The organism is Marinococcus sp. PL1-022, from assembly GCF_033845285.1.
In the GTDB taxonomy this organism is placed as follows: Bacteria; Bacillota; Bacilli; order Bacillales; family Marinococcaceae; genus Marinococcus.
Map to the genome: position 1 here is coordinate 1,498,850 of NZ_JAWXCX010000001.1, position 26,040 is coordinate 1,524,889.

27 protein-coding genes are annotated in these 26,040 nt (G+C 54.2%); 26 read left to right on the top strand and 1 reads right to left on the bottom strand.

What is annotated here, in order from left to right:
- Nucleotides 1-27 precede the first annotated feature (27 nt).
- The 9 genes from SIC45_RS07650 (at nt 28) to SIC45_RS07690 (ending at nt 3,402) form a co-directional block, all read left to right on the top strand.
- A complete protein-coding gene (locus SIC45_RS07650; RefSeq protein WP_319631708.1) occupies nt 28-270 on the top strand; it encodes a hypothetical protein in 243 nt (80 codons plus the stop codon).
- A gap of 174 nt (nt 271-444) precedes the next feature.
- Nucleotides 445-624: a hypothetical protein gene (locus SIC45_RS07655; protein WP_319631709.1), complete on the top strand. Its 180-nt coding sequence runs from the start codon at nt 445-447 to the stop codon at nt 622-624.
- 127 nt (nt 625-751) lie between these two features.
- The gene (locus SIC45_RS07660) at nt 752-1,054 is read left to right on the top strand and encodes a hypothetical protein (protein WP_298785687.1); all 303 of its coding nucleotides are present in this window, start codon (nt 752-754) and stop codon (nt 1,052-1,054) included.
- Nucleotides 1,055-1,197: 143 nt separating this feature from the next.
- The gene (locus SIC45_RS07665) at nt 1,198-1,440 is read left to right on the top strand and encodes a hypothetical protein (protein ID WP_319631710.1); all 243 of its coding nucleotides are present in this window, start codon (nt 1,198-1,200) and stop codon (nt 1,438-1,440) included.
- Between the two features lie 89 nt (nt 1,441-1,529).
- Complete coding sequence (locus tag SIC45_RS07670) at nt 1,530-1,823, top strand: hypothetical protein (RefSeq protein ID WP_319631711.1); 294 nt, start codon at nt 1,530-1,532, stop codon at nt 1,821-1,823.
- 21 nt (nt 1,824-1,844) lie between these two features.
- Nucleotides 1,845-2,171: a hypothetical protein gene (locus tag SIC45_RS07675; protein ID WP_319631712.1), complete on the top strand. Its 327-nt coding sequence runs from the start codon at nt 1,845-1,847 to the stop codon at nt 2,169-2,171.
- Between the two features lie 173 nt (nt 2,172-2,344).
- Entirely contained in the window at nt 2,345-2,644 is a 300-nt protein-coding gene (locus tag SIC45_RS07680; RefSeq protein ID WP_091610843.1) for a hypothetical protein, read from the top strand.
- A gap of 89 nt (nt 2,645-2,733) precedes the next feature.
- Nucleotides 2,734-2,958: a hypothetical protein gene (locus SIC45_RS07685; protein ID WP_319631713.1), complete on the top strand. Its 225-nt coding sequence runs from the start codon at nt 2,734-2,736 to the stop codon at nt 2,956-2,958.
- Between the two features lie 129 nt (nt 2,959-3,087).
- The gene (locus SIC45_RS07690; protein ID WP_319631714.1) at nt 3,088-3,402 is read left to right on the top strand and encodes a hypothetical protein; all 315 of its coding nucleotides are present in this window, start codon (nt 3,088-3,090) and stop codon (nt 3,400-3,402) included.
- A 53-nt stretch (nt 3,403-3,455) separates the two neighbouring features.
- Here SIC45_RS07690 and lexA read toward each other — a convergent pair whose 3' ends face one another.
- Nucleotides 3,456-4,082, bottom strand: a complete 627-nt coding sequence (gene lexA / locus SIC45_RS07695; RefSeq protein ID WP_022792125.1) for a transcriptional repressor LexA — start codon at nt 4,080-4,082, stop codon at nt 3,456-3,458.
- A gap of 158 nt (nt 4,083-4,240) precedes the next feature.
- Here lexA and SIC45_RS07700 point away from each other — a divergent pair, with 158 nt between their 5' ends.
- The 17 genes from SIC45_RS07700 to SIC45_RS07780 all read left to right on the top strand — a co-directional run bounded on the left by SIC45_RS07700 (nt 4,241) and on the right by SIC45_RS07780 (nt 26,017).
- Entirely contained in the window at nt 4,241-4,483 is a 243-nt protein-coding gene (locus SIC45_RS07700; RefSeq protein WP_319631715.1) for a hypothetical protein, read from the top strand.
- A gap of 27 nt (nt 4,484-4,510) precedes the next feature.
- Nucleotides 4,511-5,170, top strand: a complete 660-nt coding sequence (locus tag SIC45_RS07705) for a recombinase family protein (RefSeq protein WP_319631716.1) — start codon at nt 4,511-4,513, stop codon at nt 5,168-5,170.
- 67 nt (nt 5,171-5,237) lie between these two features.
- Nucleotides 5,238-5,477: a DUF896 domain-containing protein gene (locus SIC45_RS07710; RefSeq protein WP_079476458.1), complete on the top strand. Its 240-nt coding sequence runs from the start codon at nt 5,238-5,240 to the stop codon at nt 5,475-5,477.
- Between the two features lie 187 nt (nt 5,478-5,664).
- Complete coding sequence (gene tkt, locus SIC45_RS07715; RefSeq protein WP_319631717.1) at nt 5,665-7,650, top strand: transketolase; 1,986 nt, start codon at nt 5,665-5,667, stop codon at nt 7,648-7,650.
- 196 nt (nt 7,651-7,846) lie between these two features.
- Nucleotides 7,847-8,071, top strand: coding sequence for a YneF family protein (locus SIC45_RS07720; protein ID WP_022792130.1), 225 nt, complete (start codon nt 7,847-7,849; stop codon nt 8,069-8,071).
- A 60-nt stretch (nt 8,072-8,131) separates the two neighbouring features.
- Nucleotides 8,132-9,883, top strand: a complete 1,752-nt coding sequence (locus SIC45_RS07725; RefSeq protein WP_319631718.1) for an ABC transporter transmembrane domain-containing protein — start codon at nt 8,132-8,134, stop codon at nt 9,881-9,883.
- On the top strand, nt 9,883-11,670 hold the full coding sequence (locus SIC45_RS07730; protein ID WP_319631719.1) for an ABC transporter ATP-binding protein: 1,788 nt from the start codon (nt 9,883-9,885) through the stop codon (nt 11,668-11,670). The genes SIC45_RS07725 and SIC45_RS07730 overlap by 1 nt, the downstream gene beginning before the upstream one ends.
- Nucleotides 11,671-11,770: 100 nt before the next feature.
- A complete protein-coding gene (locus SIC45_RS07735; protein WP_319631720.1) occupies nt 11,771-12,283 on the top strand; it encodes a CcdC family protein in 513 nt (170 codons plus the stop codon).
- An 18-nt stretch (nt 12,284-12,301) separates the two neighbouring features.
- A complete protein-coding gene (locus tag SIC45_RS07740; RefSeq protein WP_319631721.1) occupies nt 12,302-12,739 on the top strand; it encodes a YueI family protein in 438 nt (145 codons plus the stop codon).
- 213 nt (nt 12,740-12,952) lie between these two features.
- Nucleotides 12,953-15,691, top strand: a complete 2,739-nt coding sequence (gene acnA, locus SIC45_RS07745; RefSeq protein ID WP_319631722.1) for an aconitate hydratase AcnA — start codon at nt 12,953-12,955, stop codon at nt 15,689-15,691.
- A 196-nt stretch (nt 15,692-15,887) separates the two neighbouring features.
- On the top strand, nt 15,888-18,251 hold the full coding sequence (locus SIC45_RS07750; protein ID WP_319631723.1) for an AAA family ATPase: 2,364 nt from the start codon (nt 15,888-15,890) through the stop codon (nt 18,249-18,251).
- Entirely contained in the window at nt 18,226-18,693 is a 468-nt protein-coding gene (locus SIC45_RS07755; protein ID WP_319631724.1) for a thioesterase family protein, read from the top strand. The genes SIC45_RS07750 and SIC45_RS07755 overlap by 26 nt, the downstream gene beginning before the upstream one ends.
- Entirely contained in the window at nt 18,677-18,997 is a 321-nt protein-coding gene (locus SIC45_RS07760; protein WP_319631725.1) for a hypothetical protein, read from the top strand. Before SIC45_RS07755 ends, SIC45_RS07760 begins: the two co-directional genes overlap by 17 nt.
- Before the next feature lie 21 nt (nt 18,998-19,018).
- A complete protein-coding gene (gene nadE / locus SIC45_RS07765; protein WP_319631726.1) occupies nt 19,019-19,846 on the top strand; it encodes an ammonia-dependent NAD(+) synthetase in 828 nt (275 codons plus the stop codon).
- 142 nt (nt 19,847-19,988) lie between these two features.
- Nucleotides 19,989-20,897 carry a homoserine O-acetyltransferase MetA gene (gene metA, locus SIC45_RS07770; RefSeq protein WP_298785734.1) on the top strand — a complete coding sequence of 303 codons (909 nt, stop codon included), beginning with the start codon at nt 19,989-19,991 and terminating at the stop codon, nt 20,895-20,897.
- A gap of 80 nt (nt 20,898-20,977) precedes the next feature.
- On the top strand, nt 20,978-22,252 hold the full coding sequence (locus SIC45_RS07775; RefSeq protein ID WP_319631727.1) for an EAL-associated domain-containing protein: 1,275 nt from the start codon (nt 20,978-20,980) through the stop codon (nt 22,250-22,252).
- A gap of 63 nt (nt 22,253-22,315) precedes the next feature.
- Entirely contained in the window at nt 22,316-26,017 is a 3,702-nt protein-coding gene (locus SIC45_RS07780) for a dynamin family protein (RefSeq protein WP_319631728.1), read from the top strand.
- Nucleotides 26,018-26,040 lie beyond the last annotated feature (23 nt).

Genomic DNA, 26,040 nt, shown 5'->3' on the forward strand with positions numbered 1-26,040 from the left:
AGTGTTATGCTTTGAGCGGAACAGAAGTTGAAAGGAGCATGCGCTATCTCTCAATTTTCTTACGTGATCGATGAAGAAGGAAATGAAGTTTTCGTAGGGACAGAAGAAGACATCAAGGAAAAATTCCCGGCAAGAAAAAAACATATTTTTAATACCGAAGAGGAGCTGCTGAAGGGCATACGGGAGTTCCGGGAAAATGAACGAATTATTTCGGTAGTAAGTGATCTGCCGGTCTTAAATGAGCACTGGAAAGATAAGGACAATATGTAAAAACCGGACATGCTTATGGTGCACGGGAGTAGGCGGACATTTTATATTACGCAGGTGCGGACCGGACTTTTTCCAGAAAGTCCGGTTTTTTTATTAGATAGAAAACTTTTAAAAGCGCTGGCGTAGTATAATGAACAAAGTACCTCCCAGTCTTTGTCAGAGAGGAAGATGATGATGAACAAGAAAAGAAACACCGCTTGGCTGCTGGTGCCGCTGCTGCTTCTGCAGGCCTGGTGGCTTTACCGGGAAGCAGAAAAGCAGGGAAAAGCAAAATGGAAATGGGGCCTTTGGGGATTAACGCAGTTTCCGACCCCGGCAGTCGCTTTTTATGTCATTCACAAATGGAAGGAGTGACCCGGGCCTTCTGCCCGGCCGCTGCTTTTCCGAGGTTTCAAATCGTCTCCCGGGTGTAATAGGATAAAAAGAAGCCGGTGATTCTGCCGGCACGTGCAGCACCTATTAGAGTGAAGGGGCGACAAAAATGAAACAGGAAACCCAGGAAATTAACGAAATTGTACTCGACGAATCGGAGCTTCGGTTTGATTCTGCGTACTTGTATCTCGAAACGTCCGATCCGGACCGGATTGGGGAAAGTGCCTGGACCATAGTCATTTATAATGCGGAGCAGGAATTTTCCGGGGAGTTTACGAGCCGAAACAGCATAAGCATCCGGATCAAAACCGAAGAAGCAGAGTATCAGGGACTCGTTCAATTCAAAAACATTGAAGGCAGCGAGAAGAAGCACTGCCACCTCGACGGTCTCGATGAACTCGTGCAGATATAAAGCAGGACTGAAGAACGGGCGGCAGCTGAAGCTGGCGCCTGTTTTTGTATGCTGGGAAGCTGGCATCCGAACGTTTAATACACGTGAATTCGGGGATTATAGCTGTGAAAAGATGCTCCACGATGGAGAAAGGAGAGAAAGCCATGAGTCCGAGAAAAGAAGCGATGGCCCAGCTCGCCGGAAGAGTCGAGCGCGGGGAAATCGGGGCCAAATGGTCGCCGGCAGATGAAATCGAACAGGACCGTTTTCAGGAGCTTGCGGAGCACGGATACGTGACGTATGACGATGCCTCCGGAGAGAAAGATCAGGCGGTTTACAGCGGCATCGCGATTACAAAAGAAGGCCGCGAGCTTTATGAAGAATATAAGCGGCAGGTGGACGAATAGAAATTAATGTACCAAGCAGGCGGTTTTAAACAAGCCGCCTTTTTTTAAAGAATGAAGCCAAAAGAAATAACGACACCCAGGAGGACGCAATGCCGACATTAGCACTTGAATCCGTTAAAACAATCTCCACAAATGAAATTATTCATGTAAATGAAGGGAAGCTGCAGGCAGGTGACGGGCCGCTGGAGCGCTGGACCGTCACCATTACAGACTGCGAAAACGAGAAATTTTTCCATCAGGCGTTCGACAGTGCTTCCCCTGCACTGGATCTGTATTTTTACACCCGGGAGGGATTTCAGTTTGGCGGTCAGGTGTATATTACCCGGGTGGATCAGGAAAGCATCGAGCTCGAAGGGAGCAGCGCGCTCCAGGAACAGTCGTAATTGGATGAAAGGAGGATGACTATGGCACAGGAACCGGGTTTTTCCGAGGAGGGGCTGAAAGGCTACCGCGTACGTCCGATCCATTTTGCCGGAGAATCAGTCGAAGTGTATCAGGAGGAAGAGCTGGTGCTGCTCGTCCAGGTAACCACCTCGGCGATGGCAGCCGAAGCCAGTTTAAAGGAAGAAAACGTGCCGGAATGGCTGTGGAATATCGGTATGGACTATCTGGAGCAGGAAGAGCCGACGGAAAGAAAGCGTCTCGTCATCACCGTTCAGGACGTGACCGACGGAGAATTAAACAAAACGTACGACAATTTATTGAGAGAGTTCGAAGCGCCCTCCAGCTGAGAGGGTGCTTTTTGTTTCTATTTATATAGAAGAAACAGGCTGATTGCTTTTTGGGCAGCAGGCGTTGAGAGAAACGGCTTTCACCGGGTACGAAGGGAAATTCTTTCTGAAAAAAACGGGCGGGTGTCTTCTCGAACAGCATAAACTGTGGTATAAATAAGTGGAGGGGGTGGATGACAGTGGCTTTAGTGGAATTCAAATGCAGAACGCAGCCGCAGGTGACGTATAGCAGTGACGGTCATGAAATTCATTACAAGGTGATTGAATACGCCGATGGCTATGAAGTGGTGCTTCATTCGATGAGTGATTTTCAGCCGGCCGATGAAAAACTGTTATTTCATCAGGGAAGTCAGGTCATTCACGCCAAAGAGCATACTTACGTATTAGATACCTGCGATTGTGTGTACAGCGGTGAATCCGATGAAACGATCGATCATTCGATCTGTCACAAACCGTATTCTAAATCCATGTAAACGCTAAGCGGAGCTTTCCTTCCCGGGAGGCTCTTTTTTGTGGCGGGCACAGGTGAAAAAAATTACGGAAAACAGAAAGGGGCATACTAATGCTGCATTTTGAAAAGAAGGATCTTCACAATTTAAACCACGCGGAGGCGCCGTATGTATCCATTTACCAATACGGAAAAACGGACATCAGCAGCCACCCGTCCGACAGCAGCCGGGTGGGGCTCTCCAAGAAGGGCATGATGAAGCTGATGAGCTACTGGATCGAGGAAGGCAATCTTGATGATAACGACAAGCAGCAGATTAAAGAATGGCTTGACCAGTAGCCTTTCAGGAGGTGTGGAAGAAATTCGGGTTTAGCAGCAGAGGTGCAGGGAAAAGGAATCACAATTCACCAATAGAAAAACGAACTTCGGGCATGGATCAGTCCTGAAGTCGTTAAAGGGGGAAGAGTGATGGCACGCCTGCTTGACTTTTACCACGGATCGTATGAAGGCAGCCCGGGAGAGTCTGAACATTTTAATGGACCGGTGCTTCACATTTTTGAACGTGAACGATTGCTGCTGTCGATGCAGATTACGGCAGAGGCGCTTCAAAAAAACGAACTGGATGTAGATATGACAACGGTGTATGAGTGGCTCTGGCTCCGGGGGCTCGAATTTATTGAACGGGAACACATTACGTCAGCCACGGTAGTGGTAATTACTGATCGGGATATTCGAAAAGACAAAATTGTTACGGAATACCGGACGCTTGCTGCACGGGCATAATATAGAACAGGCCGCCTGCTTTTTAAAAATTGCAGGCGGCCTGTTTTGTGTGATTAAAAGATGGTGCGGAAAACGCCGGTGACTCTGCCGAGTATCGTACAGTTTTCTAAAATAATCGGATCCATGGTGGCATTTTCAGGCTGCAGCCGGATAAAGTTTTCTTCTTTATAAAACCGTTTAACCGTTGCTTCCATTTCATCGGTCATAGCGACAATGATATCGCCGTTATCGGCGGTCTGCTGTTTTTGCACAACAACAAGATCCCCGTCAAAAATCCCGGCCTCAATCATGCTGTCGCCCTGGATGGTAAGCATGTATACCTGCTCTTCATCGGTCACCATGCGCTCTGGAAGAGGGATGTATTCTTCGACATTTTCCACCGCAGTAATAGGTTCCCCGGCCGTTACTTTACCAATGACCGGCACGTATACGGCTTTGCTTTCGTGGATCGGCTCACTGCCCTGGTCCTCAAGCTCAAGCACTTCAATCGCCCGTGGCTTTGTCGGGTCGCGGCGGATTAAATTTTTATTTTCAAGGCGGGCGAGGTGCCCGTGAACCGTAGAACTCGAAGCGAGTCCGACAGCTTCCCCGATCTCCCGTACCGAAGGCGGATAGCCTTTTTCTTTTACTTCTTCTTTTATATAATCAAGAATTTGCTGCTGGCGCTTGGATAGCTTCATCTCCGCACCTCCTTTTGAGGAATTTTTCTGAATAAAGTATAGCATGAGGGGAACAAAAACGCAAACACCCGTTCTAATATTTTTGTTGACGGGAACAGGTATTCTGGTATACTGGATGAATATAAGAACATACATTCTCATTCAGGGGGAACATGCACATGAATAAACTCAAAGCTTTTACTTTCACGGACTGGACCATGCTGGCCTTGTTTGCATTTGCACTTTTATTTCTGGTATATTCAGCGGACGCTTCGATCACGCCGGAAACGCTGGACGACACGGAAGCAGACCGTCCGGCAGAAATCGTCTATGAGCAGGAGCATCCGGTTTTAAAGGACAGGATAGGCTATCAGGAAGAGCCGTGGGAACGAACGGTTACATTTGACGCTCCCGAACAGTAAAACACGAACAGAAAGGATCACTGAGACATGAAAACCTGCATCATTTACGCCCGGGTAAGTACGGAAAAAGAAGAACAGCAGTCCTCGCTTGCCAGGCAGCAGGAGGAGCTGGAGGCTCTTGCTGCAGCGAATGGCTGGACGGTGCAGCAGACCGTAACGGAGCAGGAGAGCAGCTATTCCGTGGAACGGGACGGGCTTCTCCGTGTGTTTGAGCTCCTTGATGACACGAGCGCGGATACACTGCTGATTACCGATGACACGAGGCTTGGTCGTGGAAATGCCAAAATCGCCGTGCTCCATGAACTGCAGAAAAGGGGCACCTCCATCTATACAGTGAAGGATAACGGGGAGCTCGAAATTGCGGACACCGACCATATGATTATGGAGATTTTGTCGATCGTGGAAGAGCATCAGCGCCGGCTGCATAATTTTAAAATCAAACGGGGGATGCAGCGGGCGGTGGAAAATGGCTATCATCCGGAGGAAAACTTCGGGCTGAACCGCAGCGGGGGCCGAAAGAAAATAGAAGTGCCCATTGAGGAAATTGTTAAGCTGAAGCAGCGGGAGCTCACGTTTAAAGATATTGCCTCGACGCTCCGGGGTCTTGGCTACGACATTTCCAAAGCGACGGTGCATCGCCGCTATAAAGAATATGAACAGCAGCGTACAGACACGGAACCGCAGTGATTTGTTTGCGGTGCGATGCTGTTTTTAATATAATGAATAGGGAATGCCATTTTAAGGGAGGCAACTTATGCTTTCGAAAGAAAAAATTGACCGGATTAATGAATTGGCCAAACGTCAAAAATCAACGGGGCTGACGGCCGAAGAAGAGGAAGAACAGCATGCGCTGCGTCAGGAATATTTAAGCAAATTCCGTTCTTCATTTAAAAACCAGCTTGAAAACGTTAAAGTGGTGGATGAAGAAGGCACGGATGTAACTCCGAACAAGCTTGAACGTGTCAAACGACGGAACCGCAGCTTTCGGCATTAAGATAAAAGAGAGGCCTGGTCTTAACAAAGAGCAGGCCTTTTGATTTTATTCTTTCTCCGTAAACCCGCTTGTGTAATCGTTTTAAAACCTTTATCATAAAAGCGTACATGAACACGGAATTTCCCGCGGGGTCAACCTACAGATGCGGGTTTCCACCCAAAAATACATACAGTGGAGGGACATATGCATGGCAATTAGCACAGAACAATTAGCAATTAACACGATCCGGACGTTGTCCATCGAAAGCATTGAGAAAGCCCAGTCGGGTCACCCGGGGCTTCCGATGGGCGCCGCGCCGATGGCGTACGCGCTCTGGACGAAAGCGATGAACCACAACCCGGCCAACCCGGACTGGTTTAACCGCGACCGCTTCGTGCTGTCCGCCGGCCACGGATCGATGCTCCTATACAGCATGCTGCACCTGAGCGGCTACGACCTCTCGCTCGAGGAGCTGAAAAACTTCCGCCAGTGGGGAAGCCAGACGCCGGGCCACCCGGAATACGGCCACACCGCCGGCGTGGAAGCCACCACCGGCCCGCTCGGCCAGGGTCTGGCCATGGGGACCGGCATGGCGATGGCCGAACGCCATCTGGCAGCCAAGTACAACACGGACGATCACTCCGTGGTCGACCATTTCACGTACGTGCTCTGCGGCGACGGCGACCTGATGGAAGGCGTGGCGTCGGAATCAGCTTCGCTCGCCGGCCACTTACAGCTCGGCAACCTGGTGGTGCTGTATGACTCCAACGACGTGTCGCTCGACGGCGCGCTCCACCAGTCGTTTTCCGAAAACGTGCTGCAGCGCTATGAAGCGTACGGCTGGCACACGGTCTTTATCGAGGACGGCAACGACGTCGATGCCCTGGAGGCAGCGATCGAAGAAGCGAAGCAGTCCCCGAAGCCATCCATGATCGAAGTGAAAACCGTGATCGGCTACGGCGCACCGAACAAAGGCGGCACCAATGCCGCCCACGGCGCGCCGATCGGCGACGACGAGTACAATTTGGTAAAGGAAGCCTACCAGTGGGAATACGACGCGTTTCACATTCCGCCGGAGGTGACCGAACTGTTTGACGAAGTCAAACAGGGCGGCGCGAAGGCCGAAAAGGAATGGAACGAGCTGTTTGACGCCTACAAGCAGGAGAATCCGGAACTTGCCGACGAGCTCGAGCAGGCGATAGCCGGGAAACTCCCGGAGGGCTGGGATGCGAAGCTGCCCGTCTTTACGGATGAAAAAGTAGCGACCCGTGCCGCTTCCGGTGATGTGCTGCAGGAAGTAGCGGCAGCGGTACCATCTCTGTTCGGCGGCTCGGCGGACCTCGCCGGCTCCAACAAAACGCTGATCAAAGCGGAGAATGATTTCAGCCGCAACGACTACACCGGCCGCAACATCTGGTTCGGTGTGCGGGAATTTGCGATGGCGGCAGCAGTGAACGGCATTCAGCTGCACGGAGGCCTGAAGCCGTTCGGCTCGACGTTCCTCGTCTTTTCTGATTACCTGCGTCCAGCGCTGCGCCTGAGTGCGCTGATGGGGCTGCCGCTCACCCAGGTATTCACGCACGACAGCATCGCGGTCGGCGAAGACGGCCCGACGCACGAGCCGGTGGAACAGCTGGCCGCCCTCCGCGCGATTCCGAACCTGAACGTCATCCGCCCGGCGGACGGCAACGAGACGGTTGCGGCGTGGCGCGTGGCGATGGAAAGTGAATCGACGCCAACAGCGCTCGTGCTGACCCGTCAGGGCGTGCCGACGCTGGAAGACACGAAGGACAAAGCGGTCGAAGGCGTCCGCCAAGGGGCCTACGTGATCGGTGAACAGGCCGAACACCCGGACCTGCTTCTCGTCGCTGCCGGCTCCGAAGTGTCCCTCGCCGTGGACGCGAAGGCCCAGCTGCAGAAGGACGGCTGGACGGTCAACGTCGTCAGCATGCCAAACTTCCATGCGTTCGATCATCAGTCCGAGGACTACCGCCGCTCGGTGCTTCCCGATGGCGTCCCGGCGATGGCGGTGGAAATGGGATCGTCCTTCGGCTGGTACAAGTACGTCGGCTCCCACGGATCCGTGTACGGCATTGACCGCTTCGGGGCGTCCGCACCGGGCGGGGAAGTCGTCGAAAAGTACGGCTTCACGCCGGACAAGGTGGCCGAAGCTGCCAGACAGCTGATCAAATAACTATGTTTTGGGGAAAAAGCAGCCCGCCGGCTGCTTTTTCTTATTTTCATCCCGGTAAAAAAACAGGCACCGGTGCTGAATCTTTCGAATCGGTGCTTTCTTTACATAAAAGAATGCGTTATAATAAACAAGGTCTGTTTAGAGACGCTGACAACACACACATATATGTTAGGTATTCGGGAAAGGGGTAAGACACATGGGCTGGCTATGGTTAACAATTATCGGCATTGTCATTTTACTAGTTGGTATAGCCATCGGTTTCTTTATCGCAAGAAAAACGATGATGAACTATTTGAAAAAGAATCCTCCTATTAATGAACAGATGCTGCGCGTTATGATGATGCAGATGGGGCAGAACCCGTCCCAGAAGAAGATCAACCAAATGATGAAAGCAATGCAGCGACAACAAGATAAGAAATAACGGTCAGCACCCTTCTAGCTTTTGGAGGGTGCTTTTTTATCCATAGAGAGGGTGGGACAAATGCGCGCGTTTTGGGATTTGCGCTGGTTTTTCTGGCAGGAGCGGTTTAAGTACAGCTTTGGCATACTATTACTTGTTATTGTGGCGCTGCTGTCGCTTCTGCCGCCGTATGTGGTTGGGGTGGTGGTCGATGCCATCGAACAAAACCGCCTGACGACCGGGATGCTTGCCCGCTGGATGGGAGCGATGATTGCGGCAGGGATATGCATGTACGTTCTCCGGTACGTATGGCGGATTATGATTTTCGGTTCCTCGCTTCATCTCGGCCGTACACTCCGCTATAATCTGTATCAGCACTTCACGCGGATGAGCAGTGACTTCTTCGGGCGGAAGCGGACCGGGGATTTAATGGCACACGCCACCAACGATATTACCGCGGTGCAGATGATGGCCGGGCAGGGCGTGCTAACGATTGTGGATTCGCTCGTCATGGGAGGATTCGTGGTTTTGGCCATGGCAGTCGGCATCAGCTGGCAGCTGACGCTGATTACGCTGCTGCCGATGCCTTTGATGGCGCTGTTGACGAGCTGGTACGGCCATCTGCTCCATCAGCGGTTTGGGGCGGCCCAGCAGTCTTTTTCGCAGCTGAACAACCGGACGCAGGAAAGCATTTCCGGCGTGAAGGTAACAAAAACGTTCGGGTATGAACAGGAAGACATCGAAGCGTTTGACGCCCAGTCCCGCGACGTCGTAAACAAAAACGAGCGGGTCGCCCGCATTGATGCCCTGTTTGATCCGACGATTACGCTCATTATCGGCGTCTGCTACCTGCTTGCAATTGGGTTTGGGGCCGGGTATGTTAACGACGGGAGCATTACTATCGGGCAGCTGACGACGTTCAGCGTCTATTTGGGCATGCTGATCTGGCCGATGCTTGCATTTGGCTGGTTTTTTAACATTATTGAACGCGGGCACGCGTCGTATGACCGCATTCGCAGCCTGATGGCCGAACGGACCGATATTACCGACCAGGAGGCCGGAGTGGATCAAGTGCCGGCCGGGGCGGTGCAGATCAGTATAGATGAGTTTTCTTACCCGCGGTCGGAAACGAACGCGCTGCATGACATTCACGCATCGGTGCAGCCGGGCCAGACGATCGGGATCGTCGGGCGGACCGGCAGCGGGAAAACCACACTTTTGCGGCTGCTCCTGCGGGAGCTGAAAAGCGGGGACGGGGCCATTACGATCGGCGGGACCCCGGCAGAGGCCTATTATCTGGATACGTACCGTCTGGCGTTCGGAAACGTGCCTCAGGAGCATTTTCTGTTTTCGATGACGCTTGCGGACAATATTGCCTTCTCAAGCCCCGAAGCCACCCAGCAGGATATTCAGCGGGCGGCCGGGCTTGCGGCCATTCATGACGATATCGTGGCACTTCCCGGGGGCTATGCGACAGCCGTCGGGGAACGAGGGGTCACGCTTTCCGGAGGCCAGAAGCAGCGTATTTCGATTGCGCGGGCGCTTCTGCAGAATCCGGAAATCCTCATTCTGGATGACGCTCTTTCGGCTGTGGATGCGAACACCGAGCAGCAGATCCTCGAAGCGCTGAAGCAGGAGCGGCGGGGAAAAACGACCTTTATCGTCACGCACCGCATGAGCACGGTAAAAGAAGCGGATGCGGTATGGGTAATGGAACATGGAACGATCGTTGAAAACGGCTCCCACCGTGCATTAATGGAAGCCGGAGGCATCTATGCAGAAATGGTGAAGCGCGAAGAACTGAAGGCGCAGGTGGAAAGGGGGGACCGCTGATGCTGCATGAGGATAAAGTATTAACCAAACAAGAACAGCGGGCGATCGTGAAGCGGCTGTTAAAGTACGCGGCTGTACACAAACGGCTGCTGGCATTTGCCTGTACGTTTCTCGTGATCGGGGTCGGAGCGGAGCTTCTCAGCCCGTATCTCGTGAAGATCTTTATTGACAGCTATGTGACGCCGGGCGTGTTTCCGGCCGGCGAATTGACATGGCTCGCGGCCATTTTTGCATCGGCCACCATCGTTTCCGCGGTCATGGTGTATTTTCACACGTACTGGTTCCAGCGCATTGCGCTAAAAAGCATTCAGCAGATCCGGGTTGATGTGTTTTCGAGCGTCGAGGGCGCATCGATGCGCTTTTACGACCAGACGCCGTCCGGAGCGCTTGTGAGCCGGATCACCAATGATACCGAGCGGATCCGGGAGCTGTACATGGAGGTGCTCTCGACCTTTATCCAGAACGGGGTGTTTCTCGTCGGAGTGCTTATCGCCATGTTCTTTCTGGATGTCCGTCTCGCCGCCGCGGCAATACTGATTATGCCGCTGCTGCTTATTTTAATGGCGCTTTATCGCCGCTACAGCTCCAGGTACTACGGGGAAATGAGCGGTAAGCTGAGCCGGCTGAATACGAAAATTAACGAAAGTCTGCAGGGCATGTCGGTGATTCAGCTGTTCCGGCAGGAAAACCGGATGAAGCAGGAATTTTCCGGTATCAATGACGCTCACTACGAAGCCGGGCTGAAAAGCATGAAGATTGACGGCCTGCTGCTCCGGCCGGCGATCGACCTCGTGTCGGTGCTTGCTCTTGTCGGCGTGCTGTCGTATTTTGGCATTTTATCTATGGAAGGGGCCGTGCAGGTCGGGGTGATTTATGCCTTCGTCAACTATTTTGAACGCTTCTTTGAACCGGTGAATGAAATCATGCAGCAGATGTCGCTGTATCAGCAGTCAATTGTCTCCGCCGGCCGGGTGTTTCATTTAATGGATGTGACCGGTCAGGAATCAGCAATCGCCCGGGGACGTCAGACCGGGGGAGCCTCCGAAAGCGGCGAGATTGAGTTTGATCACGTGACGTTCAGCTACGACGGCGAGAATCCGGTCCTCCGGGACATTAACCTGTCAGTCAGGGAAGGAGAGACCATTGCGATCGTCGGCCATACCGGCAGCGGTAAAAGCTCCATCATTAACCTGCTGCTTCGGTTTTACGAGCACGATGCCGGCACCATCTTTCTCGGCGGCAGGGACCTGCAGCGCTGGCCGGAGCAGGCGCTGAGAAAGCAAGTCGGCCTTGTGCTGCAGGATCCGTTTTTGTTTACCGGCACGGTGCGCGAAAACATTGCGATGCACAATCACCGGCTGAGCGATGAAGAGGTGCGGCAGGCAGCTGCCTTTGTCGGCGCCGATCAGTTTATTGAAGCGCTCCCGAACCAGTACGACGAGCAGGTGGGCGAGCGGGGAAGCTCGTTTTCGAACGGTGAAAAACAGCTGATTACGTTTGCCCGCACGGTCGCCCATGACCCGAAGGTGCTTGTGCTCGATGAAGCAACGGCCAACATTGACAGTGAAAGTGAAGCAGTGATCCAGCAGGCGCTTGCCAGTCTCGTGGAGAACCGGACGACCATTATGATTGCCCACCGGCTGTCCACGATCCGGCATGCCGACCAGATCATCGTGCTCCATCAGGGCGAAATCGCCGAGCGCGGCACGCACCAGGAGCTGCTTGCCTCCGGGGGGCTGTATGAAAAAATGTACCGGCTCCAGCATGAAAATGAAGAGGTGCTGTAAAAGAGGGAACAATTGCGAGCCGCTGCTGCGGGGTGTATCATAAAGGCAGGAAAGCCTTCATGTGATACACCCTATTTTTATAGAAAGGAAGGCGGCCGAAGTGAGTACACTGCTGATTATTACGACCCTCACGGCCTTTTTTATGGCTTCTGTCGTGATTGTTATCCGCATGAAAGCCATCAAACAGCCGGCAACATTTAAAAAAATCGTGCTGCCGCCGTTTTTCATGGCGACAGGGGCGCTGATGTTTGTTTACCCGCCGGCGCGGCCAACCGGACTGGAGGTTGGCGAGGCGCTGTTGGTCGGGTTTGTTTTCTCCTTTCTGCTGATGGCCACCACGTCGTTTGAAATACGGGAAAACCGGATCTTTGTACGCCGGTCCAAAGCCTTTTCCTTTATTCTGGTCGGCCTGTTAATCGTACGTACGATTATTAAGCTGATCATCGGCGATGCCATTGAGCCGGCGGTGCTTGCCGGAATGTTCTTTCTGCTGGCCTTTGCCATGCTTGTGCCGTGGCGCGTCTACATGGCCGTAAAATACAAACAACTCGAAAAGGTTCTTCAGCGGGACCCGGAGCCTGAAAACTCCGTATCCTCCCGCCACTCATCTTAACGAAAGGGAGAAGTGCCCATGTCTGACGAAGTAAATGAACACCTTCAAAATGAAATACACGGCAGGAAGCTGCCCAATGAAGCGGAGCGGCGTCTGTATCTCGATACGTACCGCGAACGCGTCATTCTTGCGCTGACGAAAAAACAGGTGATGGAAAAAGGCATACGCCAGGAAGTGCTGAACGCGATGCATGACCAGAAGGCGAAGGAAGTATTGGTCGACGGTCACCTGAGTCTTGAGGCTCTGCGGCCGTACCGGAAAGCAGCGGAAACCCGGCGCATGTCCTACCGGCGTGTCACGCTCGATGAGCCGGAGGATTCCTACGGCCTGGTCGTCGCCTCCGACACGGCCATTGACCGCGAGGACGTGTTGGCCGAGGATGAGCCGGAAACAGAAGCCGGGACATCGGAGACGGACGGAAAAAAACCGTGGTGGAAAAAGCTGCTCGGGATCTGACAAACGAAAAAAGAGACAGGCGTTTTCCGAATTTTTATCCGAAAATATTTATCTTTGAGGAAAGTTTTGCTATTCTATGAAAGTGGGTCGAGAAACAGATCAGGAAAGGCGGCAGTGAAGTAATACAGCTGCAGGCCTTTCTGCTTATCCTCATCTACTTTTTCGACAACGTTATTGGATTGTTGTATAATAGATCAAGAAGGAGGGGTACATATGGCTCAAAATCAAGACGTATTCAATGCTCGCAAGGCTTTTGAATCGAATGGCAAAACGTATTATTATTACGACATTAAAGCTATTCAGGATGCAGGAGTTGGCGATGTATCGAAGCTGCCATATTCCATTCGTGTGCTGCTCGAATCTGTACTAAGACAGTTGGACGGACACGTAATTAAACAGGAACACGTAGAAAGCTTAGCAAAATGGGGATCGGAGGAAGGCTCCAAGTATGACGTGCCATTCAAGCCATCCCGCGTTATTCTCCAGGACTTCACCGGGGTTCCGGCAGTCGTGGACCTTGCATCGCTGCGGAAAGCAATGAATGATTTCGGGGGAGACCCGGATGTCATCGACCCGGCGATTCCGGTTGATCTTGTCGTGGACCACTCGGTACAGGTAGACCGTTACGGTACTGATGACTCGCTGAACCAGAACATGAACTTTGAATTTTCGAGAAACGAAGAGCGCTACAAGCTCCTCAGCTGGGCAACTAAAGCGTTTAACAACTACAGCGCTGTGCCGCCGGCTACAGGCATTGTGCACCAGGTGAACCTGGAGTATCTTGCCTCCGTCGTACACACGAAAGAAACAGAAAACGGCGAAGTGGACACGTATCCGGATACGCTCGTCGGTACGGACTCCCACACGACCATGATCAACGGCCTCGGCGTCCTTGGCTGGGGTGTTGGCGGTATCGAAGCGGAAGCGGGCATGCTGCAGCAGCCGTCCTACTTCCCGGCACCGGAAGTGGTCGGCGTTCGTCTCGTAAACTCCCTGCCAAATGGTTCCACAGCGACAGACCTGGCGCTGCGCGTTACCCAGCGGCTCCGGGAAACGAACGTTGTCGGCAAATTCGTGGAATTCTTCGGCGAAGGCCTGGCGGAAATGCCGCTTGCGGACCGTGCGACGATTTCCAACATGGCACCGGAATACGGCGCAACCTGTGGGTTCTTCCCGGTCGACGAAGAAGCGCTCAACTATCTGCGCCTGACCGGCCGCGACGAGGAGCATGTGCAGCTTGTTAAAGACTACTGCAAGCACAACCACATCTTCTTTGATCCATCCGAAAAAGAACCGCAGTTTACCCAGGTGATTGAAATTGACCTGGCGGCTATCGAACCAAGCCTGAGCGGACCGAAGCGCCCGCAGGACCTGATTACGTTATCCGACATGAAAAAACAGTTCAATGAAGCGCTGACGGCTCCAGCCGGCAACCAGGGATTCGGCCTGTCTCCGGAAGAGATCGACAACGAAGCGACGATCGAACATCCAAACGGCAAAACGTCGACGATGAAAACCGGGGCGCTTGCCATCGCAGCCATCACAAGCTGTACGAACACGTCCAATCCATACGTGATGATCGGTGCAGGCCTTGTCGCCCGTAACGCGGTGGAGAAAGGGCTTGAAGTACCGGAATACGTTAAAACGTCGCTCGCGCCGGGTTCTAAAGTTGTTACCCGCTATCTCGATGATTCCGGCCTGATGCCGTATCTGAACGATCTCGGATTTAACCTGGTCGGCTACGGCTGTACGACGTGTATCGGCAACAGCGGCCCGCTGCTCGAAGAGATCGAAAAAGGGATCACAGACAGCGATCTCCTCGTTTCCTCCGTACTGAGCGGTAACCGTAACTTTGAAGGACGGATCCATCCGCTCGTCAAAGCTAACTACCTGGCATCGCCGCCGCTCGTTGTGGCTTACGCGCTGGCTGGTACGGTGGACTTTGATATGTACCGTGATTCGTTCGGCAAGGATAAAGACGGCAACGATGTATACTTCAATGACCTGTGGCCGTCCGCGACGGAAATCAAAGACTTTATCACGCAAAACGTGTCTCCGGACCTCTTTAAAGAAGAGTACGAGAATGTCTTTGACAACAACGAGCGCTGGAACGAGCTGCAATCGGACGAAAATGCGCAGCTGTACGACTTTGACGATGAGTCCACGTACATTCAGAACCCGCCGTTCTTTGAAGAAATGTCCAAGGAGCCCGAAGACATTAAACCGCTGGCTGCTCTGCGGGCCGTGGCAAAATTTGGCGACTCGGTTACGACCGACCACATTTCCCCGGCAGGGTCCATCGCAAAGGACAGCCCGGCTGGCCGCTACCTGATGGAAAAAGGGCTGAAGCCGGCGCAGTTTAACTCGTACGGCTCCCGCCGCGGTAACCACGAAGTGATGATGCGCGGAACATTCGCCAACATCCGGATTAAAAACCAGCTGGCGCCTGGCACAGAAGGCGGCTATACGACCTACTGGCCAAACGGCGAAGTGCTGTCCATCTATGATGCAGCGATGAAATACAAAGAGGAAAACACTGGCCTGCTTGTAATGGCCGGCAAAGATTACGGCATGGGAAGCTCCCGTGACTGGGCAGCGAAAGGAACGAACCTGCTCGGCATTAAGACCGTTATTGCGGAAAGCTTCGAGCGTATTCACCGCAGTAACCTTGTGCTGATGGGCGTGCTCCCGCTGCAGTTCCAGGAAGGGGAAAACGCTGATTCTCTTGGCTTGACCGGGGAAGAGCAGTTCGATGTGAAAATCGATAATACCGTAAAGCCGCATGACATGATCGACGTCGTTGCCACTGACGCGGACGGCAAAACGACTACCTTCCAGGTGGTTGCCCGTTTTGACAGTGACGTTGAAATGGATTACTATCGTCACGGTGGTATTTTGCAGATGGTTCTCCGCAACAACCTTGAAGCGGCAGAAGCAAAACGCAATCAGTAATTTTCCGACAGAAGGTCCCGGTCCGCCGGGGCTTTTCTTTTGAAGAATATTTAAATTTCACATACCGTAATGATAAAATTTGTCACACATTCCTCAACCTCTTATAATAAAAATAAGGACTAATGCGTGTTCAACCAGGGAATACGATAAAGATGACTACTCATTTTCGTCCTTTTCCCGATAGGGGGTGCCTTTATTGCAAATTAATGAGCAAAATAACATTTACGATATAATCGATAGATGGGAAAAAGAAGAAAATAATATAACGGTTAAACGTGCCTACGAGTGCATCCGGACGCTGGAGGAGAGCGAGCAGCCCTCCGGCTGTGCCCGCGTGTATGCGCTGATGGCCAGAGACCGCTGGAAGTATCAGCGCCGGTTTGATCCGATGATCCGCAACTGGCTGCAAAAAGCAGAAGAGCTCGACGATTCGGTGCCGCTTCTGCAGCAGCTGCGGCCGATGGAGCGGATCGACAGCATTCAGGAAAACATTCTCGACACCCAGCTGACGCCGCTCCGCGAAACGGATCCAGCCTCGGCCCGCTACCGTGTGGCTGAACAGCTGCGGGAGCAGTGCCGCCAGATGATTCAGTATCTCGATGACACGCTTGAAACGTGGAACCCGGAAGAATTGACCGTCGACTTTTTGAACGTGGTGGAAAACGAGCACCTGCGCGAGCTCCCGTTTCTGCTTGAAAACATCAAGCAGGCGTGCGAACGGCTGGCGTCGAGTACCCAGGCCTATATGGATACGGCGTCGGGCTCGTTTTATTCCCCGGAGGCCGTCCGCGAAATTAAAGAAGCGATCAGCCATGTGGAGCAGCTGAAGGGAAAGTGGAACGAAGCGTCGAGCTCGCTCACAAAGGTGGGCGAGGAGTATGCCGACCCGCTTGAAGAGCTCAACGACATGATCGGACTTCACGGTGTGAAGTCCCGCGTGCATAACATGTATCATTATCTGCAGTATCAGAAGCGGCGCAAGGAGCAGGGGTATCAGTGGAAGGATGAACGAAGCCTTCACATGATACTGACGGGCAACCCCGGCACGGGCAAAACCATGCTCGCCCGCCTGCTGGCTAAAATTTATCACCAGCTCGGCCTGCTTCAGCGAGATGAAGTACTCGAAACCGACCGTTCGCGCCTCGTCGGCTCATACGTCGGCCAGACCGAGGAAAAAACAATGGCGCTGATTAAGGAAGCGGTCGGCGGCGTGCTGTTCATCGATGAAGCCTACAGCTTAAAACGCGAGGGCATGGCCGGAAACGACTTTGGACAGACGGCGATTGATACCCTGGTTTCTGCCATGACGAGCGGGGAATACGCCGGTACGTTTGCCGTTATTCTGGCCGGCTACCCGGAGGAAATGCGGCAGTTTCTGCACGCCAATCCGGGGCTTCGCAGCCGGTTTCCGGAAAGCAACCATATCCACCTGCCTGACTACAGCATGGATGAGCTGATGGAAATCGGGGAAAAGGTCGCGCTTGAAAACGACTTTTTCCTGAGCGAGGAAAGCAAACGGGTGCTTGAAGAGCGGATCGAAAAAGAACAGGTGGATGAAACGTTCGGCAACGGCCGGACCGTGAAAAATATTGTGCTCGACAGCATTTTCCAGAAGGGGGCGGCAATCGGCAACCAGGACTATATCGGCATCGATGACTTTTCGCTGCTGACGGCCGATGACATCCAGAAGCCGGAAGGCGAACAGCCGAAGGACAAGCGCTCCGCCGTCCAGCAGCTCGATGACTTTATCGGCCTTGATCACGTGAAGCAGGAAATGAAAAAGCTGGCCTCCTTTATCCGCGTGCAGCAGCAGCGCCGAGAAGAAGGCGCGCCGACTGTGCCGATTCAGCTGCATACCGTGTTTTCCGGACCGCCGGGCACCGGCAAGACGACGCTTGCCCAGGTGTATGCCGGTATCCTGAAGGAATACGGCTTCTTGAAGCGCGGCCACTGTATTGTAGCCGGCCGCAGCGACCTGGTCGCCGAGTACGTCGGCCAGACAGCCGCGAAAACGAAGCGGAAGGTTCGCGAAGCCCTCGGCGGGGTGCTGTTTATTGACGAAGCGTACGCCCTGATGTCGAGTTCGCGGAGCGACTTCGGCCGGGAAGCGATGGATACCCTCGTCGAAGAAATGACCAAGCACGACGAAAATCTGGTGGTTGTGCTTTCCGGCTATCCGCAGCCGATGCAGCAGCTGCTTGAAATGAATCCGGGTCTTGAATCCCGCTTTAAAAAAACCTTTTACTTCCCGCCGTACACACCGCAGGATCTGGCCGAGATCACGGAGCGTTCGGTGGAGCGGTTCGGCTATCACTTTGAGCCGGAGGCGCGCGAGCTGCTTGAAAGCAGGTACGCCGTTTCCAACACGGACGGCAACGCCCGGCTCGCTGAAGATGTGGCCGAAGAAATCTTTCAGCAGCAGGCCTTCCGGCTGTTCCAGTCGGAGGAGAACGATGAAAATCTTCACGAGCTGACGGCTGATGACGTGAAGCATGCGCTTGAAGTACGGGTGAAATCCGAAGGAGAAGAAGGACATGAAGAGCGTTCACACACCAATTGAAGTACGATATGCTGAAACGGACCAGATGGGCATCGTCCACCACGGCTCTTATGTGGTCTGGTGCGAAATCGGACGCACGCACCACATGAAGGAGATGGGCTTTCACTATCCGGATATTGAGAAGGCCGGCTATTTGTTTCCGGTGCTCGGTATTAATATCGATTACGAAACGCCGGCCGTCTACGGCGAGGATGTGGAAATTGAAACGTGGATTGATTCTTATGACGGAGTGCGTGTAAAATATGGGTATATTGTGACTAACGCCAAAGGACAGACGTGTATTCGGGCGTTTTCAAGCCACGTATGTGTCCGCAAGGAAACGTTCAAACCGGTAGCCATCCGAAGGGCGCTGCCGGACTGGCATGAGGCCTACAGCCAGATGGCGGAGTCCACAGCCGCCGGGGCTGCCAAAGGCGGTGGAGATGATGGCGTTTGGCATTAAAGCCCAGGAGCTGAAAGCCTGGAAACGAAAGGCTGCGTCGGGCGAGGTCGCCCTCTTAACGCACTACTGGTATGACCCGCGCTTTCCCGACTGTGATACGGTCACAAAAGCCTCCTGCCGGGACGTGGAAACACTCGTGCGCTGGGGCAGGCAGTACGGGCTGAAGGCTGGCTGGATCCATTACCGCGCCGACTACCCGCACTTTGACCTGCTCGGAGATTATGAAGCGCATATTCTGTCCGAGGAAAAACAGTGGGAGCAGATGCAGCGGTTTGGTATCGAGGCTCCTCGTTCAAACAAATAATTTAATCTGGAGGCACAATCTATGAATGCAACGCAGAATGAAATTATTGAAGCACTGCAGACAACGCCGGAGATTGACCCGAAGCAGGAAATCGAGCGCCGGGTGCACTTTTTAAAGGAATACGCGAAGCAGGCCGGAGTTAAAGGCTTTGTCCTCGGCATTTCCGGCGGCCAGGATTCGACGCTCGCGGGCAAGCTTGCCCAGATGGCGGTCGATGAGCTCGAAACCGAGCAGGCCGTGCCGTTTAAATTCGTCGCGCTCCGTCTGCCGTACGGCCAACAGCATGATGAAGACGATGCGGCAAAGGCGCTTGACTACATCGAGCCGCAGGAAACGTATACGATCGACGTGCAGCCGGGCGTGGACGCGTCGGTGCAGGCGTTTGAGCGGGCCCTCGGGACGACCATGTCCGACTTTATCAAAGGCAACACCAAGGCCCGGGAGCGGATGAAGGCCCAGTACGATGTCGCCGGGGCCGAAGGGCTGCTTGTGCTCGGCACCGACCATGCGGCAGAAGCGGTCACCGGCTTTTATACGAAGCACGGGGACGGCGCCTGTGATGTGGCACCGCTGTTTGGCCTGAACAAGCGGCAGGGCAAAATGCTGCTGCGCGAGCTCGAAGCACCGGCATCAACGTTTGAAAAGGTACCGACCGCCGATCTGGAAAGCGACCGTCCGGGTCTTCCGGACGAGGAAGCGCTCGGGCTGACGTATGATCAGATTGACGACTTTCTCGAAGGACGCAGCATCGATGCCAACGCCCATGAACGGCTGGTGGGCATGTACAACAGGACAGCGCACAAACGGGAGCTGCCGGCAACGTTATACGATACGTGGTGGAAAGAATAACAAGCGTCTGCGGATGGTCCCTTGCGGCCATCCGTTTTTCACAAATGCGGGAAATACTGGACGCCGGCTGTGAAGTTTGATATACAGATAACAGAAAGAAAAGGAGAGAACACCGAAATACGCTAAAGGAGTACGATAGTGCATGCCTATTAAAGTGCCTGACTATTTGCCGGCCAAGGACACGCTGGAAAAAGAAAATATTTTCATTATGAACGAAAGCAGGGCCTATCTGCAGGATATCCGTCCCCTGAAAATCGTCATCCTGAACCTGATGCCCCTAAAGGAACGCACAGAGACCCAGATTCTGCGGATGCTCAGTAATACGCCGCTGCAGGTGGACGTCTCGTTTCTGCATCCGGACACCCACCGGTCCAAAAATACGCCGCGCGAGCATCTGTCCTCATTCTATAAAACGATCGATGAAGTGCGGAGCCGGAAATTTGACGGCATGATTATCACCGGCGCCCCGCTTGAAAAAATTCCATTTGAAGAGGTGGACTTCTGGGAGGAGCTGCAGAGCATTCTCGACTGGAGCGACCAGAACGTCACAAACACGATGCACATCTGCTGGGGCGCCCAGGCCGGCCTGTACCACCACCACGGCATCGACAAGCACCCGCTTCCGAAAAAGCAGTTCGGCGTCTACCCGCACTATATTAATGGACGCAATGAAAAGCTGTTGAGCGGGTTCGACGATCAGTTTTACGTGCCGCACTCCCGGTACACGAAAACGAGGCGCGAGGACGTGGAAGCCTGTCCGGACCTCGACATTCTGTCGGAATCCGACGAAGCGGGACTGTATATCGTAGCGACCAAGGACCGTAAGCGGATTTACGTGACCGGCCACAGTGAATACGATGCAGAGACCCTGCGCGATGAATTTGAACGCGATATGCGCCGCGGGCTGGGGACCGAGGTGCCGGAGAACTACTTTCCGGATGACAATCACCTGTATTCCCCGCTGAAAATGTGGCGCGCCCATGCGACGCTGCTGTTTACGAACTGGCTGAACTACTATGTGTATCAGGAGACGCCGTTCGATTTTGCCTAAAGCTGTTTCCAAATTGGAAACAGTTTTTTCAGTCGGCGGAAAAAAGATGATATAATAGACGCGTGTGTGAGCAGCAGGCAATGACAAAATGGCAGTGCCGCCGAAGACTGAAAGCGGAAGATTGGGTGATGGAGTTGGATGCGCTAGACGTATTGATGAATAAAGAACAGATCATGGTATACTTTCAGCCGATACTGAGTGCCGATAAGCTGGAAATTTCTGCGTATGAAGTGCTCGGCCGCTTCCAAAACGACAACGGGAACGCCGAAACGCTCGAGAGCTGCTTTCGGGACCCGGGAGTGCCGTGGGAGTACAAGCAGGAAATCGACCGTGCCGTGCATCAGGCTGCCCTGGAAAGCTTTGCGGCCGGAGAGCGGACGGATATGATTTTTTTGAACGTGGATGCGGCCACCATTCTGGGCGACGGAGGAGACGGGCTGGTCGAATTTCTGCTTGGATACGAAGAAAGAGGCATCGCCCCGACCTCGATCTGCCTGGAGCTGAAGGCGACCGACTTTCAGCAGGACCTGTCCCGCCTGAAGCATTTCATGCAGTATGCCCAGAGCGCCGGCCTGTCGATTGCGATTGACAATCTCGGCCAGGAAGCGATTCATCTGGAGCAGATTGCCTACTTAAAGCCAAATGTCCTGAAGGTGGATGTGACATTTTCCGAAAATTTTGCAGTCCCGAGCATTTACCGGGACGTGCTGCATTCGTTATCGACGCTGTCGAGAAAAATCGGGGCTTCGCTTTTATTTGAAAAGATCGAATCCTTTAATCAGCTGAATTACGCCTGGCGCAACGGCGCCCGGTACTATCAGGGATTTTATCTGGATAAGCCGAAAGAGACGTTCATAGAAAAGGACCAGTTTCAGGAACGGATGAAAAAGGACATCCACCATTTTATTGATGTGGAACGCAAAAAAATTGAAGCCCAGATCCAGCTGACCTCCGAGCTGAACAAGCGGCTGAACGACCGGCTCAAGCACGCGGATGTGATGGAGGATATCGACGGCTGGACGATGAAGACCGCCGAGTCGCTCGAGGAAATGAGCTTCCGGGTGTATGTGTGCGACCGGGAAGGATATCAGCTTTCCGGCAACGCCTCGCGCCAGAGCGGGGAAGCCTGGGAATACCGGACGGAGGAGCGCAACCGCAACTGGAGCTGGCGGCCATATTTCCTCGAAAACATTGTGCGCATGAACTTTGAACAGCGGGGGATTCTTTCTGATATGTATACAGATTTTCACAGCGATGAAATGATCCGGACGTATTCCCATCCGATCACGGAGGATCTGTACGTGTTTGTGGACATTCCTTATGCGTTTTTGTATGAAAAAGATTATCTGCTGTAAACAGCGCCGGCTTCTCCTTCTGCGGAGGAGCGGCGTTTTTACATAAAAAGGAGCGCGGTATCGGTGCAGCGGCCAAGTTTTGATATGTATCAATGGAATAATGACACGGTCCGGAGCTTTTTCTCCCGGCATACGTTTTCAGAGGCGGCGGTCACGGACGGCCTGGAAAATCTCCAGGCCACGGCAGCCCTGGGCGAAGAGGAGCAGAAGGACCTTGAGCGGCTGAAGGCGAAAAACAGCGAGTCGGCGTACCATGTGCTCGTCTGCGGCCATTTTTCCGCCGGTAAAAGCACGCTGATCAACCGGATGCTGGACGGGGAATGGCTGCCGGCCCATCCGGTGCCGACGAGTGCCAATATCGTTTCGTTTACGACCGGAAGCGCTTCCTCCTATCAGGTGACCACCGGCGGAGAGACCGCGGCTATACCGCCCGGGGAATGGACGAACGCCTGGATGATGGCCACAGAGACCGAACGGGTGGAGGTGAAGCATCCTGATCTGCCGCTGCCGCCGGGAGTGACGCTTTTTGATACGCCGGGCATCGATTCCACCGAAGCCGCTCATCAGCGGGCGGCGGAGTCGGAATGGATGGTAGCCGATGAGCTGTTTTATGTCGCCGACTACCAGCAGGTGGAGTCGGAGGAAAATTTCTTATTTCTGCAGCAGCTGAACGAGCAGTACGTCCGCCCGTGTCTTATCGTCAATCAGGTGGATAAGCACGAGGAGGAGGAGCTGTCCTTTCAGGCGTACCAGGACCGGATCCGGCAGAGCCTGGACCGCCGGCAGATCGAATACGAGGCCATTTTCTTTGTGTCCGCCCTTTATCCGGAGCGGACCGCTGATGCCTGGCAAGCCCTGCGGGAGAAGATGCTGCCCGAGGGTTCCCGGGAGCGGGAGGAGCGCATCCGGCAGACATGCGCCGCGAGAGCCTATTTCATCACTGCTTCCTATGTGCGAAGTCGTCTTGCTGCTGCGGAGCCGGACGGGGACGTGCAGCGCGTCTGGGAGACGTTTTCCACGCCGGGGGCCCTTTACGAGGCGATCGAGGCCGATGAGGAGGCCGCCGGCGAGTTCAGGCACTGGGAAACGAAGGCGGAAAAAGCAATGCGCCGGACCATCCACGACGGCTTTGCCCGTGCCAAGCTGATGCCCTATCATACCCGGGCCGCTGTGCACGCGTATCTGGAATCCCGCCTGGTCACGTTCCGGGTGAAAAGCTGGCTGGGCACCCGGAAAACAGCCCGGGTGCGAAAAGAGCGCGAGGCCCGGGTGCTCGAAGAGCTGAATGAAAACATAAAAAACGAGCTCGAAAATCATTTAAAGCGTGACATGAAGCAGACCGCCGAACGGTATGCGGGAAAAAGCCCGGAGGTGGAAGCCGCTATTGATACCATGAAGGTGCGCGCAGACCCCGCAATGCTCGAGGAAGCGGAAAACAAGGGAGCGCGTCTTACGGAGGCCTATGCAAGAACCTACTGCCGCACGCTCGAGGAAAAAATGCAGACGGCGTACCGGCGCCAGCTTGCTGAATGGATGCCGCTGTTTTTAGAGAAGGCTCGTGCCCATAAACAAATGGAAGCCGAGCGGCAGGAAGCAAACGCGGCAGCCCATCGGCAGGCATGGGAGGCCTACGAAGCGTGGCGGGAGGAATTTTATCAGAAGAAGGAGCTGCTCGAAGCCCAGCAGCAGTGGTGGGTTCAGGAGGCGGTTCCGCTCGCGCAGCAGGAAGAGCGGGAGCCGGCCATGCAGATCGTGGCCCCTTCGGCGGGCGCAGAAGGTTATTCGGTGCGGGAATGGTACCGGGATTATCTGGACCGTGCCGGCCGGGAGCGGTCCTCTCTCGCAGATCCGGAGGCCGAGGCAGAGAGGTGGCAGAAGCTTGCCCGCCTCGTGCAGCCGTATGCGCCGCTTGAAGGCTTTGCCCAGAGGCTTGAGGCCCGGGCAAGGCGGCTTCGGGAGCAGGCATTCCGTGTTTCCTTTTTCGGCGGCTTCAGCGCCGGGAAATCCACCGTGGCCAACGCCATGGCCGGGGAAGCCGTCCTGCCGGTGTCGGCGAACCCGACGACAGCAGCCATCACGCACATGAAAGCGCCGGACGGACAGCACGCAGACCGGAGCGCAGTGATTTATTATAAACAGCAGACCTACGTCCTACAGGACATGAATGACCTGCTCGCGCCGTTTGAGGTGCGTCTTTCGCATGTGTCGGAGTGGCACAGCCGTTACGCCGTCTATGAAGAAGAGGTGCAGGAGCGGGCGGAGAAGGCCGAAAAGCAGAAACGGGCGGAGCTCGAGCAGCAGCATCTGGAGCCGCTCGCGTTTGACGCCATGCGGGAGGAAGAAAAAAGGATGCTTGATCAGTATGTGGCGTCCTATGAGAAGCAACAAAGCCGTGCCGGCTGCCCGGAAACGGTGACCCTGGAGGCGTTTCAGCAGGCTGCAGGTGCTGAAGAAGCCGCCATGATGATCGAGCGGGCGGATGTTTACCTTTCGACCCGGTGGACCGAAAGAGGAATGGAAGTCGTCGATACGCCCGGCATCCATTCCGTGTATCAGCGTCACGCGGACATTTCGTTTCAGGAAATGAAGCGGGCGGACGCTATTTTGTTTTTATCCTATTATAACCATGCATTTTCCCGCGGGGACAAAGCATTTTTGGAGCAGCTGGCTGCCGTGAACCAGACCTTTTCCTATGACAAGCTCCTTTTCCTGGTTAATGCAGCGGATCTGGCAGCGGGACGCCAGGAGCTCGAGGAGGTTCTCCACTACGTCCGGCAGGAGCTGGCCGCGATTGGCATCCATGAGCCGCTCGTTCTGCCTGTTTCCGGAAAAGTATCGCTGCAGGACAAATCGGCCGGCGGCCTGGAAGGGTTCGAAGCCGTGTTTGAGCAGTTTCTTTCCTCGACGCTTGAGACGACTGTGATGAACGAGGGCAGCCGGGAGGCAGCGGAGGTCCTGACGTATGTGGAACGAGCGCGGGCGCAGGCGGAACGGACGGATGCCGAACAGGAGCGGGAAAAGCAAAACGATATCGCACAGCTCGAGCAGTTCATCACGCAGGACAAATGGACGGAATCATGGAAACGTATCGAAAAGCGGCTTACGGAGGAAACGGAGGAGTTGTTTTTTTACGTGCGCCAGCGCCTCTTTTATTACTACCGGGAAGAATTTATGTTTTGGTTTTCGCGGGCGTACTTTTACGAGCAGCCGTCGTTTCGCTCGCAGCTCCGCCGGAAGACGACGGAGGCGGTGCATCAGGTGCTGCAGCGGTTCCTGCAGGAGACAAGAATTACCTCCGCCCGGATTGAACAGTGGATGCACCGTACCATGGACGACGAAGAGCAGGACTGGAGACAGCAGCTGCCGGACCATTTCGGTTATGTCTTTTCAGGGGAGAAAACGGCTTTTCCGGCAATCGAATTTTCCCCGCCGGAGGTGCCGGCGATCGCAGAGGCAGTGGAGGGCGAGTGGAAGACGCTCACCCACCATGATTTTTTCATGAATGGGCAGAACAAAGCGTATAGGGAAGTGCTGGAGCAGCAGCTGCGTCCGGTCGTCGAAGAAGAACTGCAGATCGTCAAAGCAGAGGTCTACGCCTGGGCAGAGGCGGCTGCAAGGGCCCGGTGGGAGCAGCGCACCGCTGACTGGGAAACGGCGGCCCGCCGGCAGGCGGAGTGGCTCCGGCAGGAAAAAACAGGAGAGACCGGGCTGGAGTGGGCCGAGCTTGAAGCAGCGATCCGGAGGCTGGTTGGACAGGAAGAGTAAGTGTGTTATAATACAAGTACTCT

What these genes read in the sequence shown, in the direction of transcription:
- SIC45_RS07655 (WP_319631709.1), top strand. Translation starts at nt 445, where the DNA reads ATGAACAAGAAAAGAAACACCGCTTGGCTGCTGGTGCCGCTGCTGCTT.
- SIC45_RS07660 (WP_298785687.1), top strand. Translation starts at nt 752, where the DNA reads ATGAAACAGGAAACCCAGGAAATTAACGAAATTGTACTCGACGAATCG.
- SIC45_RS07665 (WP_319631710.1), top strand. Translation starts at nt 1,198, where the DNA reads ATGAGTCCGAGAAAAGAAGCGATGGCCCAGCTCGCCGGAAGAGTCGAG.
- SIC45_RS07670 (WP_319631711.1), top strand. Translation starts at nt 1,530, where the DNA reads ATGCCGACATTAGCACTTGAATCCGTTAAAACAATCTCCACAAATGAA.
- SIC45_RS07675 (WP_319631712.1), top strand. Translation starts at nt 1,845, where the DNA reads ATGGCACAGGAACCGGGTTTTTCCGAGGAGGGGCTGAAAGGCTACCGC.
- SIC45_RS07680 (WP_091610843.1), top strand. Translation starts at nt 2,345, where the DNA reads ATGACAGTGGCTTTAGTGGAATTCAAATGCAGAACGCAGCCGCAGGTG.
- SIC45_RS07685 (WP_319631713.1), top strand. Translation starts at nt 2,734, where the DNA reads ATGCTGCATTTTGAAAAGAAGGATCTTCACAATTTAAACCACGCGGAG.
- SIC45_RS07690 (WP_319631714.1), top strand. Translation starts at nt 3,088, where the DNA reads ATGGCACGCCTGCTTGACTTTTACCACGGATCGTATGAAGGCAGCCCG.
- lexA (WP_022792125.1), bottom strand. Translation starts at nt 4,082, where the DNA reads ATGAAGCTATCCAAGCGCCAGCAGCAAATTCTTGATTATATAAAAGAA.
- SIC45_RS07700 (WP_319631715.1), top strand. Translation starts at nt 4,241, where the DNA reads ATGAATAAACTCAAAGCTTTTACTTTCACGGACTGGACCATGCTGGCC.
- SIC45_RS07705 (WP_319631716.1), top strand. Translation starts at nt 4,511, where the DNA reads ATGAAAACCTGCATCATTTACGCCCGGGTAAGTACGGAAAAAGAAGAA.
- SIC45_RS07710 (WP_079476458.1), top strand. Translation starts at nt 5,238, where the DNA reads ATGCTTTCGAAAGAAAAAATTGACCGGATTAATGAATTGGCCAAACGT.
- tkt (WP_319631717.1), top strand. Translation starts at nt 5,665, where the DNA reads ATGGCAATTAGCACAGAACAATTAGCAATTAACACGATCCGGACGTTG.
- SIC45_RS07720 (WP_022792130.1), top strand. Translation starts at nt 7,847, where the DNA reads ATGGGCTGGCTATGGTTAACAATTATCGGCATTGTCATTTTACTAGTT.
- SIC45_RS07725 (WP_319631718.1), top strand. Translation starts at nt 8,132, where the DNA reads ATGCGCGCGTTTTGGGATTTGCGCTGGTTTTTCTGGCAGGAGCGGTTT.
- SIC45_RS07730 (WP_319631719.1), top strand. Translation starts at nt 9,883, where the DNA reads ATGCTGCATGAGGATAAAGTATTAACCAAACAAGAACAGCGGGCGATC.
- SIC45_RS07740 (WP_319631721.1), top strand. Translation starts at nt 12,302, where the DNA reads ATGTCTGACGAAGTAAATGAACACCTTCAAAATGAAATACACGGCAGG.
- acnA (WP_319631722.1), top strand. Translation starts at nt 12,953, where the DNA reads ATGGCTCAAAATCAAGACGTATTCAATGCTCGCAAGGCTTTTGAATCG.
- SIC45_RS07755 (WP_319631724.1), top strand. Translation starts at nt 18,226, where the DNA reads ATGAAGAGCGTTCACACACCAATTGAAGTACGATATGCTGAAACGGAC.
- SIC45_RS07760 (WP_319631725.1), top strand. Translation starts at nt 18,677, where the DNA reads ATGGCGTTTGGCATTAAAGCCCAGGAGCTGAAAGCCTGGAAACGAAAG.
- nadE (WP_319631726.1), top strand. Translation starts at nt 19,019, where the DNA reads ATGAATGCAACGCAGAATGAAATTATTGAAGCACTGCAGACAACGCCG.
- metA (WP_298785734.1), top strand. Translation starts at nt 19,989, where the DNA reads ATGCCTATTAAAGTGCCTGACTATTTGCCGGCCAAGGACACGCTGGAA.
- SIC45_RS07775 (WP_319631727.1), top strand. Translation starts at nt 20,978, where the DNA reads ATGACAAAATGGCAGTGCCGCCGAAGACTGAAAGCGGAAGATTGGGTG.